The organism is Mesorhizobium sp. M0136 (assembly GCF_040322515.1).
In the GTDB taxonomy this organism is placed as follows: Bacteria; Pseudomonadota; Alphaproteobacteria; order Rhizobiales; family Rhizobiaceae; genus Mesorhizobium.
Window position 1 is genome coordinate 261,224 of sequence record NZ_JAMYTP010000003.1, and the last position, 14,191, is coordinate 275,414.

The 14,191-nt window shown below is 62.6% G+C and carries 16 protein-coding genes; 5 read left to right on the top strand and 11 right to left on the bottom strand.

Annotated elements, in window-relative coordinates; genetic code table 11:
- Positions 1-34: 34 nt before the first annotated feature.
- From glnT to NKJ35_RS05030, 10 genes are all read right to left on the bottom strand, one after another.
- Positions 35-1,342: a type III glutamate--ammonia ligase gene (glnT, locus tag NKJ35_RS04985; RefSeq protein ID WP_352645384.1), complete on the bottom strand. Its 1,308-nt coding sequence runs from the start codon at positions 1,340-1,342 to the stop codon at positions 35-37.
- A 33-nt stretch (positions 1,343-1,375) separates the two neighbouring features.
- The gene (locus tag NKJ35_RS04990; protein ID WP_254818691.1) at positions 1,376-2,704 is read right to left on the bottom strand and encodes an FMN-binding glutamate synthase family protein; all 1,329 of its coding nucleotides are present in this window, start codon (positions 2,702-2,704) and stop codon (positions 1,376-1,378) included.
- 6 nt (positions 2,705-2,710) lie between these two features.
- On the bottom strand, positions 2,711-3,445 hold the full coding sequence (locus NKJ35_RS04995; protein ID WP_352645385.1) for a GltB/FmdC/FwdC-like GXGXG domain-containing protein: 735 nt from the start codon (positions 3,443-3,445) through the stop codon (positions 2,711-2,713).
- Between the two features lie 4 nt (positions 3,446-3,449).
- On the bottom strand, positions 3,450-4,343 hold the full coding sequence (locus NKJ35_RS05000) for a class II glutamine amidotransferase (RefSeq protein ID WP_352645386.1): 894 nt from the start codon (positions 4,341-4,343) through the stop codon (positions 3,450-3,452).
- 83 nt (positions 4,344-4,426) lie between these two features.
- Positions 4,427-4,759, bottom strand: a complete 333-nt coding sequence (locus NKJ35_RS05005) for a hypothetical protein (RefSeq protein ID WP_254818688.1) — start codon at positions 4,757-4,759, stop codon at positions 4,427-4,429.
- Positions 4,756-5,436 carry a hypothetical protein gene (locus NKJ35_RS05010; RefSeq protein WP_352645388.1) on the bottom strand — a complete coding sequence of 227 codons (681 nt, stop codon included), beginning with the start codon at positions 5,434-5,436 and terminating at the stop codon, positions 4,756-4,758. The genes NKJ35_RS05005 and NKJ35_RS05010 overlap by 4 nt, the downstream gene beginning before the upstream one ends.
- Before the next feature lie 45 nt (positions 5,437-5,481).
- Positions 5,482-6,882, bottom strand: coding sequence for an APC family permease (locus NKJ35_RS05015; protein WP_352645390.1), 1,401 nt, complete (start codon positions 6,880-6,882; stop codon positions 5,482-5,484).
- A 15-nt stretch (positions 6,883-6,897) separates the two neighbouring features.
- Positions 6,898-7,059 carry a hypothetical protein gene (locus NKJ35_RS05020; protein WP_023673991.1) on the bottom strand — a complete coding sequence of 54 codons (162 nt, stop codon included), beginning with the start codon at positions 7,057-7,059 and terminating at the stop codon, positions 6,898-6,900.
- 16 nt (positions 7,060-7,075) lie between these two features.
- Complete coding sequence (locus tag NKJ35_RS05025) at positions 7,076-7,453, bottom strand: hypothetical protein (RefSeq protein ID WP_023673992.1); 378 nt, start codon at positions 7,451-7,453, stop codon at positions 7,076-7,078.
- An 11-nt stretch (positions 7,454-7,464) separates the two neighbouring features.
- The gene (locus tag NKJ35_RS05030) at positions 7,465-7,752 is read right to left on the bottom strand and encodes a hypothetical protein (protein ID WP_023716771.1); all 288 of its coding nucleotides are present in this window, start codon (positions 7,750-7,752) and stop codon (positions 7,465-7,467) included.
- A gap of 254 nt (positions 7,753-8,006) precedes the next feature.
- Here NKJ35_RS05030 and NKJ35_RS05035 point away from each other — a divergent pair, with 254 nt between their 5' ends.
- From NKJ35_RS05035 to NKJ35_RS05050, 4 genes are read left to right on the top strand one after another with little or no spacing between them, the layout of a single operon-like run.
- A complete protein-coding gene (locus tag NKJ35_RS05035) occupies positions 8,007-9,140 on the top strand; it encodes an aminomethyl transferase family protein (RefSeq protein WP_352645391.1) in 1,134 nt (377 codons plus the stop codon).
- Positions 9,141-9,154: 14 nt separating this feature from the next.
- Complete coding sequence (locus tag NKJ35_RS05040) at positions 9,155-9,751, top strand: dimethylamine monooxygenase subunit DmmA family protein (RefSeq protein WP_352505300.1); 597 nt, start codon at positions 9,155-9,157, stop codon at positions 9,749-9,751.
- A complete protein-coding gene (locus NKJ35_RS05045) occupies positions 9,748-10,713 on the top strand; it encodes a PDR/VanB family oxidoreductase (RefSeq protein WP_352505299.1) in 966 nt (321 codons plus the stop codon). The genes NKJ35_RS05040 and NKJ35_RS05045 overlap by 4 nt, the downstream gene beginning before the upstream one ends.
- Positions 10,714-10,722: 9 nt before the next feature.
- Entirely contained in the window at positions 10,723-11,763 is a 1,041-nt protein-coding gene (locus NKJ35_RS05050; RefSeq protein ID WP_254818682.1) for a heme-dependent oxidative N-demethylase family protein, read from the top strand.
- Between the two features lie 51 nt (positions 11,764-11,814).
- On the opposite strand, the gene NKJ35_RS05055 is transcribed toward NKJ35_RS05050, so the two are convergent.
- A complete protein-coding gene (locus NKJ35_RS05055; RefSeq protein WP_352645392.1) occupies positions 11,815-12,528 on the bottom strand; it encodes a helix-turn-helix domain-containing protein in 714 nt (237 codons plus the stop codon).
- 250 nt (positions 12,529-12,778) lie between these two features.
- On the opposite strand from NKJ35_RS05055, the gene NKJ35_RS05060 reads away from it, so the two are divergent.
- The gene (locus NKJ35_RS05060; protein WP_352645394.1) at positions 12,779-14,137 is read left to right on the top strand and encodes a trimethylamine monooxygenase; all 1,359 of its coding nucleotides are present in this window, start codon (positions 12,779-12,781) and stop codon (positions 14,135-14,137) included.
- Positions 14,138-14,191: the final 54 nt, after the last annotated feature.

Below are 14,191 nucleotides of genomic sequence, written 5' to 3' on the forward strand. Positions count from 1 at the left end.
AACCTGTTTCGCGCCGGGCGTGCAACAATCCGGATCAGATGTCGAGCGTGTGGTCGCGCTCCCACTGGGTGAAGTGGGAAGCATAGGAATTCCATTCCTGCTGCTTGAGCTTTAGATAGGCCGACGAGAATTCCTCACCCAGCGCCGCCTTGAGCGATTTGTCGTTGTCAAACTCGCGCAACGCGTCGAGCAGGTTGAGCGGCAGCTTCGGCGCGCCCTCGACCGTATGGCCGAACTGGTACATGTCGATATCGTAGCGCCGGCCGGGATCGGCCTTCGAGCGGACACCGTCAAGGCCGGCGGCGATGATGACGGCCTGCAGCAGATAGGGGTTTGCCGCGCCGTCGGGCAGGCGCAGCTCGAACCGGCCGGGACCAGGCACGCGCACCATGTGGGTGCGGTTGTTGCCGGTCCAGGTCACGGTGTTCGGCGCCCAGGTGGCGCCGGAGATGGTGCGCGGTGCGTTGATGCGCTTGTAGGAATTGACCGTCGGGTTGGTGATCGCGGCAAGGGCGGAAGCATGTTTCATGATGCCGCCGAGGAAGTTCCGGCCCTTTGCCGACAGGCCGAGCTCCATCGCATTGTCGGCAAAGACATTGGTCTTGCCGTCCCTGTCCCACACCGAGATATGCGCATGGCAGCCATTGCCGGTCAGACCCTGGAAGGGTTTAGGCATGAAGGTTGCGCGCAGGCCGTGCTTTTCGGCGACCGATTTCACCATGAATTTGAAGAAGGAATGCTTGTCGGCGGTCGCCAGCGCATCGTCGAAGGCCCAGTTCATCTCAAACTGGCCGTTGGCGTCCTCGTGGTCGTTCTGGTAGGCGCCCCAGCCGAGCGCCAGCATGTGGTCGCAGATCTCGGCGATCACGTCGTAGCGGCGCATCACCGCCTGCTGGTCGTAGCAGGGCTTCGACGCCGTATCGTATTCGTCGGAAATCGTCTTGCCATCCGGCGAGATCAGGAAGAATTCGGCCTCGACGCCGGTCTTGATGTGCATGCCGTCGCCAGCGGCCTCGGCGATCAACCGCTTCAGCGTGTTGCGCGGCGCCTGCTCGACCGATTTGTCGTCCATGATGCAGTTGGCGGCGACCCAGGCGACCTCCGGCTTCCAAGGCAACTGGATCACCGAGGCCGGATCCGGCACCGCCAGCATGTCGGGATGCGCCGGCGTCAGGTCGAGCCAGGTGGCAAAGCCGGCAAAGCCGGCACCGTCCCGCTGCATGTCGGCGATCGCCTGCGCCGGCACCAGCTTGGCGCGTTGCCCACCGAACAGGTCGGTGTAGGAAATCATGAAATATTTGACGCCGTTTTCCTTGGCGAAGGCGGCGAGATCGTTCCCCATTATAGTTCCTCGCTTACTGGCATTTGGTTTGTTTTAGAAGCCGTTCTTGCCCGGTATCCAGTTGGTGCCGGCCAGCGGCACGCCGGCCATGGCTGCGGCTTCGATCGTCAAGGCCACAAGATCCTCGGGCTCGAGATTGTGCAGGCTATTCTTGCCGCAGGCGCGGGCGATTGTCTGAGCCTCAAGTGTCATCACCTTAAGATAATTCGCCAGCCGTCGTCCGGCCGCAATCGGATCGACCCGTTTCATTAGCTCGGGATCCTGCGTGGTGATGCCGGCCGGGTCGCGTCCCTCATGCCAGTCGTCATAGGCACCGGCGGTGGTGCCGAGCTCGTTGTATTCCGCTTCCCAGCGCGGATCATTGTCGCCGAGCGCGACAAGCGCTGCCGTGCCGATCGACACCGCGTCGACGCCGAGCGCCAGCGCCTTGGCGACGTCGGCGCCGTTGCGTATGCCGCCCGAGACGATCAGCTGCACCTTGCGGTGCATGCCGAGGTCCTGCAGCGCCTGCACCGCCGGCCTGATGCAGGCAAGCGTCGGCTGGCCGACGTTCTCGATGAACACTTCCTGGGTTGCCGCGGTGCCGCCCTGCATGCCGTCGACGACGACGACATCGGCGCCGGCCTTTACCGCAAGGGCTGTATCGTAATAGGGCCGGGCGCCGCCGACCTTGACGTAGATCGGCTTTTCCCAGTCGGTGATTTCGCGCAGTTCCAGGATCTTGATCTCGAGATCGTCCGGCCCGGTCCAGTCGGGGTGGCGCGAGGCCGAGCGCTGGTCGATGCCTTTCGGCAGCGTGCGCATTTCGGCGACGCGGTCGGAGATCTTCTGGCCGAGCAGCATGCCGCCGCCGCCTGGCTTGGCGCCCTGGCCGACGACAACCTCGATCGCATCGGCGCGGCGCAGATCGCGCGGGTTCATGCCATAGCGCGACGGCAGATACTGGTAGACCAGCGTCTTCGAATGGCCGCGCTCTTCCTCGGTCATGCCGCCGTCGCCGGTGGTCGTCGAGGTGCCGGACAGCGTCGCGCCACGGCCGAGCGCTTCCTTCGCCGGGCCGGACAGCGAGCCGAAGCTCATGCCGGCAATAGTGATCGGGATTTTCAATTCGATCGGTTTTTTCGCGTAGCGCGAGCCGAGCACGACGCTGGTGTCGCAGCGCTCGCGATAGCCTTCGAGCGGATAGCGCGAGATCGAAGCACCGAGGAACAGAAGGTCGTCGAAATGCGGCAGCTTGCGCTTGGCGCCGGCGCCGCGGATGTCATAGATGCCGGTCGCCGCGGCGCGGCGGATCTCGGAAAGCGTGTAGTCGTCGAAGGTCGCGGATTTGCGCGGCGTCGTCGGCGGGTTGCGATAGGTCATTGAGCCTCAATACGCGTCGGCGTTGTCGATATTGAAATTGTAGAGGGTACGAGCCGAGCCATAACGCTTGAACTCCGCCGCCTTGACGCCGGTCACGCCGGCGCGGTCGAGCAGGTTTTGCAGCAATTCGAGATGTTCGGCCCGCATTTCCTTGGCGATGCAGTCGGCGCCGAGGCTTTCGACCTTGCCGCGCACGAAAAGCCGCGCCTCGTAGATGGAATCGCCGAGCGCATCGCCGGCATCGCCCAGCACCACCAGATTGCCGGACTGCGCCATGAAGGCCGACATGTGGCCGATATTGCCATGGACGACGATGTCGATGCCTTTCATCGAAATGCCGCAACGCGATGACGCGTTGCCTTCGATGACGAGCAGCCCGCCGCGGCCGGTGGCGCCGGCATACTGGCTGGCATCGCCTTTGACGACGATCTGGCCGGACATCATGTTTTCGCCGACGCCGGGCCCGGCCGAGCCATGCACGGTGATGGTGCCGCCGTCGTTCATGCCGCCGCAATAATAGCCGACGCTGCCGCGCACATCGATGGCGACCGGCTGGTCGACGCCGACGGCGACCGAATGGCTGCCTCGCGGGTGGAGCACCTCCCAGGCGGTCTCGTTCGAACCGGGCGCCAGATCGTGCAGCGCCTGGTTGAGCTCGCGCAGCGACATTTCGGCCAGGTCGAAGACCCGCGATGCCTGGCCCGGCTCACGCGCCGCCTTGGAGAGGTTGATTGCCGGCATCAGCTCAATGCTCCCAGAAATAGACAGTTGCGGGCTCGGGTTCCCAGACTTTCGCATTGTCTATGCCGGGCAGTTTGGTGAGCGCACGATATTCCGAGCCGAAGGCGACATACTGGTCGGTTTCGGCCATCACGGCGGGTTTGCAGGCGATGGGGTCGCGCACCACGCCGAAGCCGTTCTTGGTGCCGACGACGAAGGTGAAAAAGCCGTCGAGATCGCTCAGCGTGCCTTCCAGCGCCTCGCCGAGGTTCTTGCCGTGCGCCATCTGCGAGGAGAGATAGGCCGCAGCGACCTCGGTGTCGTTCTCGGTCTCGAATGTCATGCCTTTACGGATCAGCTCGCGGCGGACATTGTTGTGGTTGGACAGCGAGCCATTATGCACCAGGCACTGGTCGGCGCCGGTCGAGAACGGATGCGCGCCCATCGTCGTCACCGCCGATTCGGTCGCCATGCGGGTATGGCCGATGCCGTGCGTGCCGGTCATCTCGCGGACGCCGAAACGGTCGACGACTGCTTCCGGCAAGCCGACTTCCTTGTAGATCTCGACGACGTCGCCGGCGCCCATGATGCGGATGTCGGGGCGCAGCGTCTGGATCGCCTCGCGCGCTTCGTCGATCTTGGCAGGCATCGTCCGGACCACGGCATGCGTCGACTTCGCAGCAATGCTCACCGGCGCGCCGATTGCCTTGGCGAGTTCGGCGTCGAGGCCGCGGAAATCGCGCTCCGGCTTGGCCGACTGGATGGTGATCTTGGCTTCACCGGAGGGCGCGCCATAGATGGCGATGCCGGCGCTGTCGGGACCGCGATCGCTGAGCGAGATCAGCATCTCCGACAGCATCGCGCCAAGCTGGGGCTCGAGCGACTTGTCCTTCAAAAACAGTCCGACGATTCCGCACATGTCAGGCTCCGCGAGTTTGTTCCTCCGAGATGTATCGAATGAGTCCCGGGAATTCAATTGGTATGAAAAAAATTTTCCTGTCGTTATATATCGGTTGAGGCGCCGTCGGCCGCACTATCGCTACGCTGGCCGCCATTGTGAACCCATTTGGCATAGCGGATGCGGGCGATCTTGTAGGCATCCAGGATCGACAGGGCATAGATCAGGACGCCGCCGGCATGGCGGCCGATGAAGCTGGCATCGGGCGGCGCGATCTTGGCGGTGACCCAGGCCAGAACCACCATGAAGAACAGGAATTGCAGGCCGCGCACCGGCACGCCGAGCACGACATGCCCGCTCGCCGGCAAGACGATCGCAGCGCCGAGAACCAGATAGGGGCTCGGTGGTGCGGGGGAGGTGCTGATCTGGCTGGTCATGCCGCCTGCCGTTCGCTTTGATTGATGGCATCGCGCAGCGCCGAAGCCGACGACAGCAGCCGCTCGATCAGCCCCGGATCGAGCCTGACCGTGCCGAATTCGGCTTGCCGGAATACGCCGTAGCGCGCCCGCTCGGCCTCGGCCAGCAGCCAGACGATGCGCACGCCGTTCGGTGTGATCAGCAGTTCCTTGGCGCGCTCCTCGGCAAAGACGTGGAGGTGATCGGCGATGATGGCTTCGGGGAAGCGCACGCCCTTGCGGTCGCTCCGCAGCACCGCCTCGGCTGGAAATCCGGCGGCCTTCGGCAGTGTATGGACGAGATGATCGAAATTGGAAAAAGTCGTCGGCGATCCCGGCCGCATCATCATGTCGAAAGTGCCTGGTATCACGACCTTTTCGGTGATCGAAACGCTCAGCCAGCGCGCCGGCAGCTTCCTTATCGCCAGCGTGTCGACGATGGTCCGAACCTGCACCCGCCGGCCGTTCCACGAGCCGGCGAAGGTGACGACTCCGGCGGCGCCGTCCGAGACGTTGGCAGCGTCGGGGATGACGGCGCGGACGCCGGCTTCGTCGGCAGCAAGCGCAGTCGAAGCCTTGGCGCGGTTGGCGCGCGCAAGCCAGGCTATGTGGAGGACGAGAGCCAGGGCAACCGCCCCGGTGAGCAATGCTGAGATCACCTAGCGTACCTCGTCACGCAAATGCCCGCCCAGAACGGCGCGCCGTCAGTACCCCTGCGGCTTCGGCCACGGCATGGTGAACTGGGCACCACGGCGCACGAATTTGTAGCGGTAGAAGTGGAACCACAGCGAGATCAGGAAGTAGAAGGCGACCATGGCGATCAGCTGCGAACCAAAGCCGAGGAAGATCGCAAAGAAGGTGACCACGCAAAGGCAGAACAAGACGATCGCCGGCAGCGGATGGAAGGGATGGGTGTAGCCGCGGCGGATCGAGCCGAGTGGCCACTTTTTCCTGAACATGATGATGTTGATGCTCATGAAGGTGTATTGCAGCACGCCCGACAGGATCGAGAAGGTGATCGCCTGGTTGAGGTCGGCGATGAAGGCGAAGGCGAGCGCGATCGGCAGCAGGAACAGGATCGAGCGGTAGGGTGTGCGGTATTTCGGATGCACCGCCGAGAACCAGGTCGGCAGATAGCGGTCGCGGCCGAGCGAAAACCAGGCGCGCGCGGCGTCGTTGATGCAGCCATTGGCGGAAGCAAGTGCAGCAAGCAGCGTCGCGATGAACAACAGGTTCTCGAGCAGCGCACTGCCGGTCAGTTTGCCTGCGTCCCACAGCGGATAATAGGTGATGCCGAGATATTCCCAGGGCATCAGCGAGGCGCAGACATACCAGGTCATCGCGGCCGCGATCAGAAGCGTGATCATCCCGGCCATCGTGCCGTAAGGCAGCGAGCGCGCCGGCGAGCGAACTTCCTCGGCGGCCTGCGTGGTGCCCTCGATGCCGAGATAGTACCAGATGCCGAACTGGAAGGCGGCGATGACGCCGATCCAGCCATAGGGCAGGGCGTTGCCGGGGGTGACCAACTCGTTCAGCTTCAGCACGGCGCCTTGCGTCCACGGACTGACCGAGAAGAACAGGATGACAATCGAGACATAGGCTATCGCGGTGATGACGAAATTGACGTTGAGCGTCATCAGCACGCCGCGATAGTTCAGCCATGCCAGCACGACGATTGTCGCGGCGATGAAGGAATTGTGGTTGAGGCTCTCGACGCCGGCCTTGGCGACAATGGTGTCGCCGAGCAGGATAGCGTCCGACACTTCGAGCATGGTATAGGCAAAGACCAGGAAAAGCGCGACGTTGAAGGCCATCAGCGGCCCGACAATGTGCTTGGCCTGGGCATATTGGCCGCCGGCGGCGGCAACCGTCGAGGTGACTTCGGAATCGATCATCGCGACCGACGTGTAGAGCAGTCCGACGATCCAGCAGACGATCAGCGCCGCCAGCGCGCCGCCTTTGTCCGCCGCGAAATTCCAGCCGGTGAACTCGCCGACCAGAACGATGCCGACACCGAGCGCCCAGACATGGGCGGGGCCGAGCACCCTGAGCAGTGAAACCCTGTCGCCTTGCACTTGCACCGCTGGTTCAGCCGCGATCGTCATCGTTCAATCCCCCACTCAGATCCGGTGTTTTTCGGACACGGCTTCAAGTTCGCCTTCCCTGGACGAGGTCAGCATCTCTTCGGAATAGGTCGTATCGATCTTGAACCAGTCGTAGAGCATCCACAGCGCGAGCACGATCGAGATGCCCCAGCATGCGTAAGAGAGTGCCACCCACATGACGATGCTTCCCTATCTATTTGTCGCCGAATTTTTCGTCGATGACGTCGCGGTATTCGCGGTCCGATGCGCGGAACAGAAAGATGAAATAGCCGATCAGCACCGCGGCCATGATGATCAGCGTCGGCCAGTCGATGATGTAGTGGAAGCGGTTCTGGATGATGTCGTGCGCGGTTTCCGGCGTGTAGCCGAGCTTTTCCCAGATCGAGGCCATGGTCGGGTTCTGGCCGAGCGCTTCCCACGTCTTGGCGTCGAGCGCGTCGATGGATTTTGCCGCCCCTGCCAGGCCTAGTTTCAGCGGCAGCCACAGCGCGACGAAAATCGCGACCACGACGACGGCGATATCGAAAACCTGTCCGGCCTTGCTCTGTTCGGGCGGTGTATAGCGGGCCATGCGTCTCCCCCTCAGGACTTGCGGTTGCGGTAGGCGTCGGCATTCTTGATGTCGAGGCCGTAAATGAAGTCCTTGTCTTCCTTGTAGTGGTTGACCATCGCCAGGATCGCGGCCGTGTTGAAGATCAGCACGGCGGCCGCGGCGACCGCGACCACGAGCTTGATGCCGGCATCGGGGATGTATGGCCATGTCATGAACAGGACGAAAAGGATCGTCGCCCATAGGCAGACGATCAGGAGCACCGATCCACGAAGGTCGGAACGGTACAGGGCTTCAATGCGCTGCTGCATGTCGGACATCGGTTCCCCTCCATCGCTCTCTTTCAAGAGAGTGAAATTTTTTTCATAAATTCAAGGCGAATTCCGCAATTGTCAAGACGATTTTACGCAACGTTAACCGTTTGTTTGATCCGTCGAATTTTGCCTGACAATGAAATTATTTGCTTGCGGGTATTGCAGGCTCCCGGCGTTTGCGATCAATATTCGGGCAACGCTCCCGCCGCTGTGCAGGGAGAAGGGGAAAGCAAACGTTTTTCGAAACGGAGGACAAGCGGATGACGGCATCCTGGAGATTTTCGGCGCTTGCGGACCGCCATCGCGCGCTCGGCTCGAAGCTCGAGGACTGGAGCGGCATGGGCACCGCCTGGACCTACGACAAGGACGCCGACGAAGAGTATATCGCCATCCGCACCAAGGCCGGCCTGATGGACGTGTCCGGCTTGAAGAAGATCCACATCACCGGGCCGCACGCCTCTCACCTGATCGACCTGGCGACGACGCGCGACGTCGAAAAGATCTATCCCGGCAAGTCGGCCTATGCCTGCATGCTCAACGAGGCCGGCAAGTTCACCGACGACTGCATCCTCTACCGCACCGGCCCGAATTCCTGGATGGTCGTGCATGGCTCGGGCACCGGCCATGAAGAGCTGCAGCGCGCTTCCGTCGGTCGCGACGTGTCGCTGCGCTTCGACGACAATCTGCACGACCTTTCGCTGCAGGGGCCGCTAGCCGTGGATTATCTGGCAAAGCATGTGCCCGGCATTCGCGACCTCAACTATTTCCACCACATGCAGACGCAGTTGTTCGGCTTTCCGGTGATGATCTCGCGCACCGGCTACACCGGCGAGCGCGGCTACGAGATCTTCTGCCGTGGCCAGGACGCCGGAACGATCTGGGACAGGATCCTCGACGAGGGCAGGAGCGCCGGCATCATCCCGTGCCGCTTCACCACGCTCGACATGCTGCGCGTCGAGAGCTACCTGTTGTTTTACCCCTACGACAATTCGCAGAAATATCCCTTCGAGAATGAGGGGCCCGGCGACACGCTGTGGGAGCTTGGTCTCGACTTCACCGTCAGCCCGGGCAAGACGGGCTTTCGCGGTGCCGAGGAGCATTACCGCCTGAAGGGGAAGGAGCGCTTCAAGATCTTCGGCGTGCTGCTCGAAGGCAGGGAGCCGGCCGACGAGGGCGCACCGGTCTATCGCGACGGCAAGAAGGTCGGCGTGGTGACCTGCGCCATGTATTCGCCGCTGGTCAGGAAATCGATGGGCATTGCCCGGCTCGACGTCGACTGCGCGGTCCAGGGCACCAGGCTCGAGATCCGCAACAAGAGCGGCGCCATCAGCGCAACCGCCGAGCCGCTTCCGTTCGACGATCCGAAGAAGACCAAGCGCACGGCGAAAGGCTGAGGCATACTGCGGGTATGGCAGCGAAAAGCATCATCAGCCGCCCGGTCTATGGGACCCTGTCTCCACAGCCCGGCAAGCACCATCTTTTCGTAGCGGACGCAGAGGGAGCGCTGGCGATTACCGATCTGGCTGCCAAGGCACCGGCGGATTTCTTCGGCGGCGCCCACATCATCTTCATTCCCGGCCGCGACGGTAAATACGCCGAGGCGGTCGAAGCACTGAAGCCGGCGCAGCTCTACCTCGGCCATTCCTTCGCCAGTGCCCTGCCGCGGCTGAAGCAGACGCTGGCCAACGCCCATATGGGCCTCAGGCTCTACCTTGCCGGCACCGAAGGGCTGATCGGCCAGGCCATGCAGGCGGCGCTCGAAGCCGGCATCGACCACACCTCGATCCAGACCGAGCATCGCGGCTCGCTGGCGCGCCGCGTGCAGTGCGTCCATTGCAAGGGCATCACCGAGAACGTCACGACGCAGCCGGCAACCTGTTCGCATTGCGGCCTGCTGCTTCTGGTGCGCGACCACTATTCGCGGCGCCTCGCCGCCTTCCAGGGCGTCTGCATCAACGCCGAGGACCGCAGCGAAATTCCTCCGATCGAGGAGGTCTTTCGATGAGCACCGGCACCACCAAACTCGATGTTGTCGTCAGCGATGTCGTCCCGGTCAACGAGTTGGTGACGCGCTTTCATTTCCGCAGGCGCGACGGCCAGCTTTTGCCGACCTTTTCCGGCGGCGCCCATGTCGTCGTCGAGATGCGCGATGGCGAACGCACCAGGCTCAATCCCTATTCGCTGATGGGCTCGCCGCTCGACACCCGCGAATACACCATCTCGGTGCGCCGCGACGACGCCGGCCGCGGCGGCTCGCTGTTCATGCACAGGCAGGTCAGGCCGGGCACGGAGATGGTGGTCAGCTACCCCGTCAATCTGTTCTCGCTCGATCTTCGGGCCAGGAAGCATCTGATGCTGGCCGGTGGCATCGGCATCACCCCGTTCATGGCGCAGACCGCGCAGCTGGCGGCGCAAGGCGGCAATTTCGAATTGCATTACACCTGCCGCACCGCCTCGCTCGGCACCTATGCCGACCTGCTGAGAGAGCGCTACGATCGCCGGGTCAGGCTCTATCACGACGACCGCGACGAGCGCGTCGATCTCGACCGGCTGTTGTCGTCGCAGCCGCTCGGCACGCATCTCTATGTCTGCGGGCCGTCCGGCATGATCGGCTGGGTGCGCGAACGCGCCGCTGCCCTCGGCTGGCCGCCAGAGACCGTGCATTTCGAGCATTTCGCCGCACCCCAGCCCGGCGCGCCCTTCGACGTGACGCTGGCGCTCAGCGGCAAGACGATCCGCGTCGACGAGCAGCAGAGCCTGCTCGAGGCGATCGAGGCGGCCGGCGTAGATCCGCCCTATCTGTGCCGCGGCGGCGTCTGCGGCCAATGCGAGACCAATGTGATTTCGCATGACGGCAAATTCATCCACAACGATCACTGGCTCAGCGAGGAAGACCACCGGTCGGGCTGCAAGATCATGCCTTGCGTGTCGCGCTTCGAGGGCAGGTCGCTGGTGCTGGAAAGATAGGAGGCGAGCTTGGGCATCACCTTTCGTAAGGAAACGTTCCGCGACGACTTCACCTTCAGGAACAGCCCCGAGCACATCAGGCGGTTCCCGTTCCCGTTCCATGAAGACAGCTACATGTATGCGGTCAACATCGAGCCGCATGTCGTCGGGCCGAAAGGCAGCGTGCTGGAGAATTTGATCGACGTCGACGAGCACTATGTCGCCGAGATGCAGGACCGCGCTTTGGTGCTGGCCGAGGATCCGCTGCGCTGCCAGTCGCTGCCGCACATGACGCTGGCCGGCTGGGACCTGCTCGAACTCCTGATGGAGCAGCAGGCGCTGGGCTATCCCGAGCATTTCACGCTGATCCGCGACGGCGATCGCTGGCGCTGGATCAACCGGCCGCTCGGCATCGACGACAGCTTCACCTTCGGCGACGTCTCGACGCTGCCCTATGGGCCGATGGAATACATCACCCGCCAGAGCCAGGGCGATTTCTGCATTCTCGACCAGCGCGACGGCAATCTGTGGATGGATGCCGGCATGGTCACCACCCAGGCCGACTGGTCGCTCGATTTCGACATCGGCATGAACTTCTTCGAATGGCACGCGCCGGTGCCGCTGGCGCATGAGAAGGGGATCTTCGTCCGGGCGCTGAAATTCCTCACCAACATCCAGCAGGGTAAGCCGGCGCGCCGGCTGAACTGGACGATGACCATCAATCCGCGCCTCGACACCAGCCCGGAAAATTACCACAAATGGGGTCCGGACCGCGCCACGGTGACGCCGGAAAACGTTGGCGAAAAAGTGCATCTGCGCGTCGAACTGCAGAGTTTCTGGCGGCTGCCACGCTCGAATGCGATCGTCTTCCCGATCCGCTGTTACCTCATCAAGATGGACGAACTGGTGACGCAGCCGAAATGGGCACGCCGCCTGCACCGCGTCATCCGCGACCTGCCAGACGAACTCGCCAATTACAAGGGCCTGACGCGTTATCGGCCGACCTTGGTCGAATGGCTGTCAAAGCTCGACGACGGCAGCCCGACATCGCCGGGCTTCGGGCCGGATTAAAGCTGCCCGCGAAGCTGCTAATCTCCCCCACGAGGGGGGAGATTGGCCAACTCACCCCGCGCTCTGCGGATAGCAGATGATCGACAGATAGCGCATCGGCAGAACGCTCAGCACTTCCGGTCCGTGCGGCGCATCGGCGTCGAAGAACAGGCTGTCGCCGGGCTTCATCGGGTAGAGATTGCTGCCGTGCCGGTAAACCACTTCGCCTTCGAGCATATAGAGGAATTCCATGCCTTCGTGCTGGAAGGTCGGGAACACGTCGGAATCCTCGGTCAGCGTGATCAGATAGGGTTCGACGACGACGCCGCTGGTGTTGGAGCCGATATGGCCGAGCAAATTGTACTGGTGGCCGGCGCGCGTGCCGCGGCGTTCGACGTCGAGGCCTTCGCCGGCCTTGACGAAGACGGCACTGCGCTCCTCCTCGAAACGGCGGAAGAAGGCGGTGACGGGAACGCCGAGCGCCCGCGACAGCGCCTGCAACGTGGTCAGCGATGGCGAGGTGATGCCGTTCTCGATCTTCGACAGCATGCCGAGCGAAATGTCGGTGGCGGCCGCCAGATCGGCGACGGTGATGCCGAGCTTTTTGCGGAATGCCCGCACCTCGCGGCCGATCGCGACCTCAAGCACTTTTTCGCGGGTGTCGCGAATGGCGTGCGGGTTCTGGGTGAGCGGCACGCGTATCTTGCGCGGCTCGATCGCGGCGGGTTTGGCTTTGCCCGCCGCGGCGCCGGCATCTTGCTTCAGATTGGACGCTCTTTTCGCCATTTCGCCACCCCGGACCTTGCCGATTCATTTCACTCACGGTGAACATATTCGGTGCCGATACAGAAGCGCAACTCTCACGGCAAGCCGAATTGCGCAATGACCGGATTTCGCCCGAGCTTCCACGTCGTTTAGAAATCCAGCTCGGCGAAGCGCGGTTTCGCGACAAGCCCTGTTGACAGCATCGAAGGGGCAATTACTGTCCTGTCAGTGAAATTTGTTTCGTTAGAGAAATGAGATCGGGAGGCCCGCAATGAAAGATCGTGTTGCCGTCATCGGAGCCGGGCCGTCCGGCATGGCCCAGCTCCGGGCCTTCAAGTCGGCCGCCGACAAGGGCGCCGATATTCCCGAGATCGTCTGCTTCGAAAAGCAGTCCGACTGGGGCGGCCTGTGGAATTACACCTGGCGCACCGGCCTCGACGAGCACGGCGACCCGGTGCATGGCTCGATGTACCGTTACCTCTGGTCGAACGGCCCGAAGGAATGCCTCGAATTCGCCGACTACACGTTCGAGGAGCATTTCGGCCGGCCGATCGGCTCCTACCCGCCGCGTGCCGTGCTGTGGGACTATATCAAGGGCCGCGTCGAAAAATCCGGCGTGCGCCAATGGGTGCGCTTCAACAGCCCGGTGCGCATGGTCACCTTCTCCGACACGACGAAAAAATTCACCGTCACCGCGCACGACCGCACCAACGACGTCACCTATTCGGAAGAGTTCGACAATGTCGTCGTCGCCTCGGGGCATTTTTCCGTGCCCAACGTGCCCTATTTCGAGGGCTTCTCGACCTTCAACGGCCGTATTCTGCACAGCCACGATTTCCGCGACGCGATGGAATTCAAGGGCAAGGATATCTTGATCATCGGCCGCTCCTATTCGGCCGAGGACATCGGCTCGCAATGCTACAAATACGGCGCCAAATCGATAACCTCGAGCTACCGCTCGAAGCCGATGGGCTTCAAATGGCCGGAGAACTGGAAGGAAGTGCCGCTGCTGCAGAAGGTCGTCGGCAAGACCGCGCATTTCAAGGATGGCAGCACCAAAGACGTCGACGCCATCATCCTGTGCACCGGCTACCTCCATTCGTTCCCGTTCCTCACCGAGGATTTGAAGCTGAAGACCGCCAACCGCATGTGGCCGGACGGGCTCTACGAGGGCGTCGTCTGGGAGAAGAACCCCAAGCTTTTCTATATCGGCATGCAGGACCAGTTCTACACCTTCAACATGTTTGACGCGCAGGCCTGGTTCGCCCGCGACGTCATCATGGGCCGCATCAGGCTGCCCTCGGCCGAAGCGATGGCGGAGCACGGCCGGAAATGGCGGGCACGCGAGGAGACGCTGGAAGACGCCGAGCAGATGATCTGGTTCCAGGGCGACTACACCAAGGAGTTGATGGAGCAGACCGACTATCCGGGCTTCGACGTCGAGGCCGTCAATCGGACCTTCATGGAATGGGAGCACCACAAGGCGGAAGACATTATGGGCTTCCGCGACCATGCCTACCGCTCGCTGATGACCGGCACGATGGCGCCTTTGCACCATACGCCGTGGCTGCAGGCGATGGACGATTCGATGGAGAGCTATCTCGAGGTGAAGGGCGTGGCGGCGGAGTAGGGGCTCGCCCGGAACCTAGGCCGCGTAGGCGAACGTGGAAAGTAGTTTTGGTGC

Coding starts and splice junctions, on each gene's coding strand:
- glnT (WP_352645384.1), bottom strand. CDS start 1,342: ATGGGGAACGATCTCGCCGCCTTCGCCAAGGAAAACGGCGTCAAATAT.
- NKJ35_RS04990 (WP_254818691.1), bottom strand. CDS start 2,704: ATGACCTATCGCAACCCGCCGACGACGCCGCGCAAATCCGCGACCTTC.
- NKJ35_RS04995 (WP_352645385.1), bottom strand. CDS start 3,445: ATGCCGGCAATCAACCTCTCCAAGGCGGCGCGTGAGCCGGGCCAGGCA.
- NKJ35_RS05000 (WP_352645386.1), bottom strand. CDS start 4,343: ATGTGCGGAATCGTCGGACTGTTTTTGAAGGACAAGTCGCTCGAGCCC.
- NKJ35_RS05005 (WP_254818688.1), bottom strand. CDS start 4,759: ATGACCAGCCAGATCAGCACCTCCCCCGCACCACCGAGCCCCTATCTG.
- NKJ35_RS05015 (WP_352645390.1), bottom strand. CDS start 6,882: ATGACGATCGCGGCTGAACCAGCGGTGCAAGTGCAAGGCGACAGGGTT.
- NKJ35_RS05020 (WP_023673991.1), bottom strand. CDS start 7,059: ATGTGGGTGGCACTCTCTTACGCATGCTGGGGCATCTCGATCGTGCTC.
- NKJ35_RS05025 (WP_023673992.1), bottom strand. CDS start 7,453: ATGGCCCGCTATACACCGCCCGAACAGAGCAAGGCCGGACAGGTTTTC.
- NKJ35_RS05030 (WP_023716771.1), bottom strand. CDS start 7,752: ATGTCCGACATGCAGCAGCGCATTGAAGCCCTGTACCGTTCCGACCTT.
- NKJ35_RS05035 (WP_352645391.1), top strand. CDS start 8,007: ATGACGGCATCCTGGAGATTTTCGGCGCTTGCGGACCGCCATCGCGCG.
- NKJ35_RS05040 (WP_352505300.1), top strand. CDS start 9,155: ATGGCAGCGAAAAGCATCATCAGCCGCCCGGTCTATGGGACCCTGTCT.
- NKJ35_RS05045 (WP_352505299.1), top strand. CDS start 9,748: ATGAGCACCGGCACCACCAAACTCGATGTTGTCGTCAGCGATGTCGTC.
- NKJ35_RS05055 (WP_352645392.1), bottom strand. CDS start 12,528: ATGGCGAAAAGAGCGTCCAATCTGAAGCAAGATGCCGGCGCCGCGGCG.
- NKJ35_RS05060 (WP_352645394.1), top strand. CDS start 12,779: ATGAAAGATCGTGTTGCCGTCATCGGAGCCGGGCCGTCCGGCATGGCC.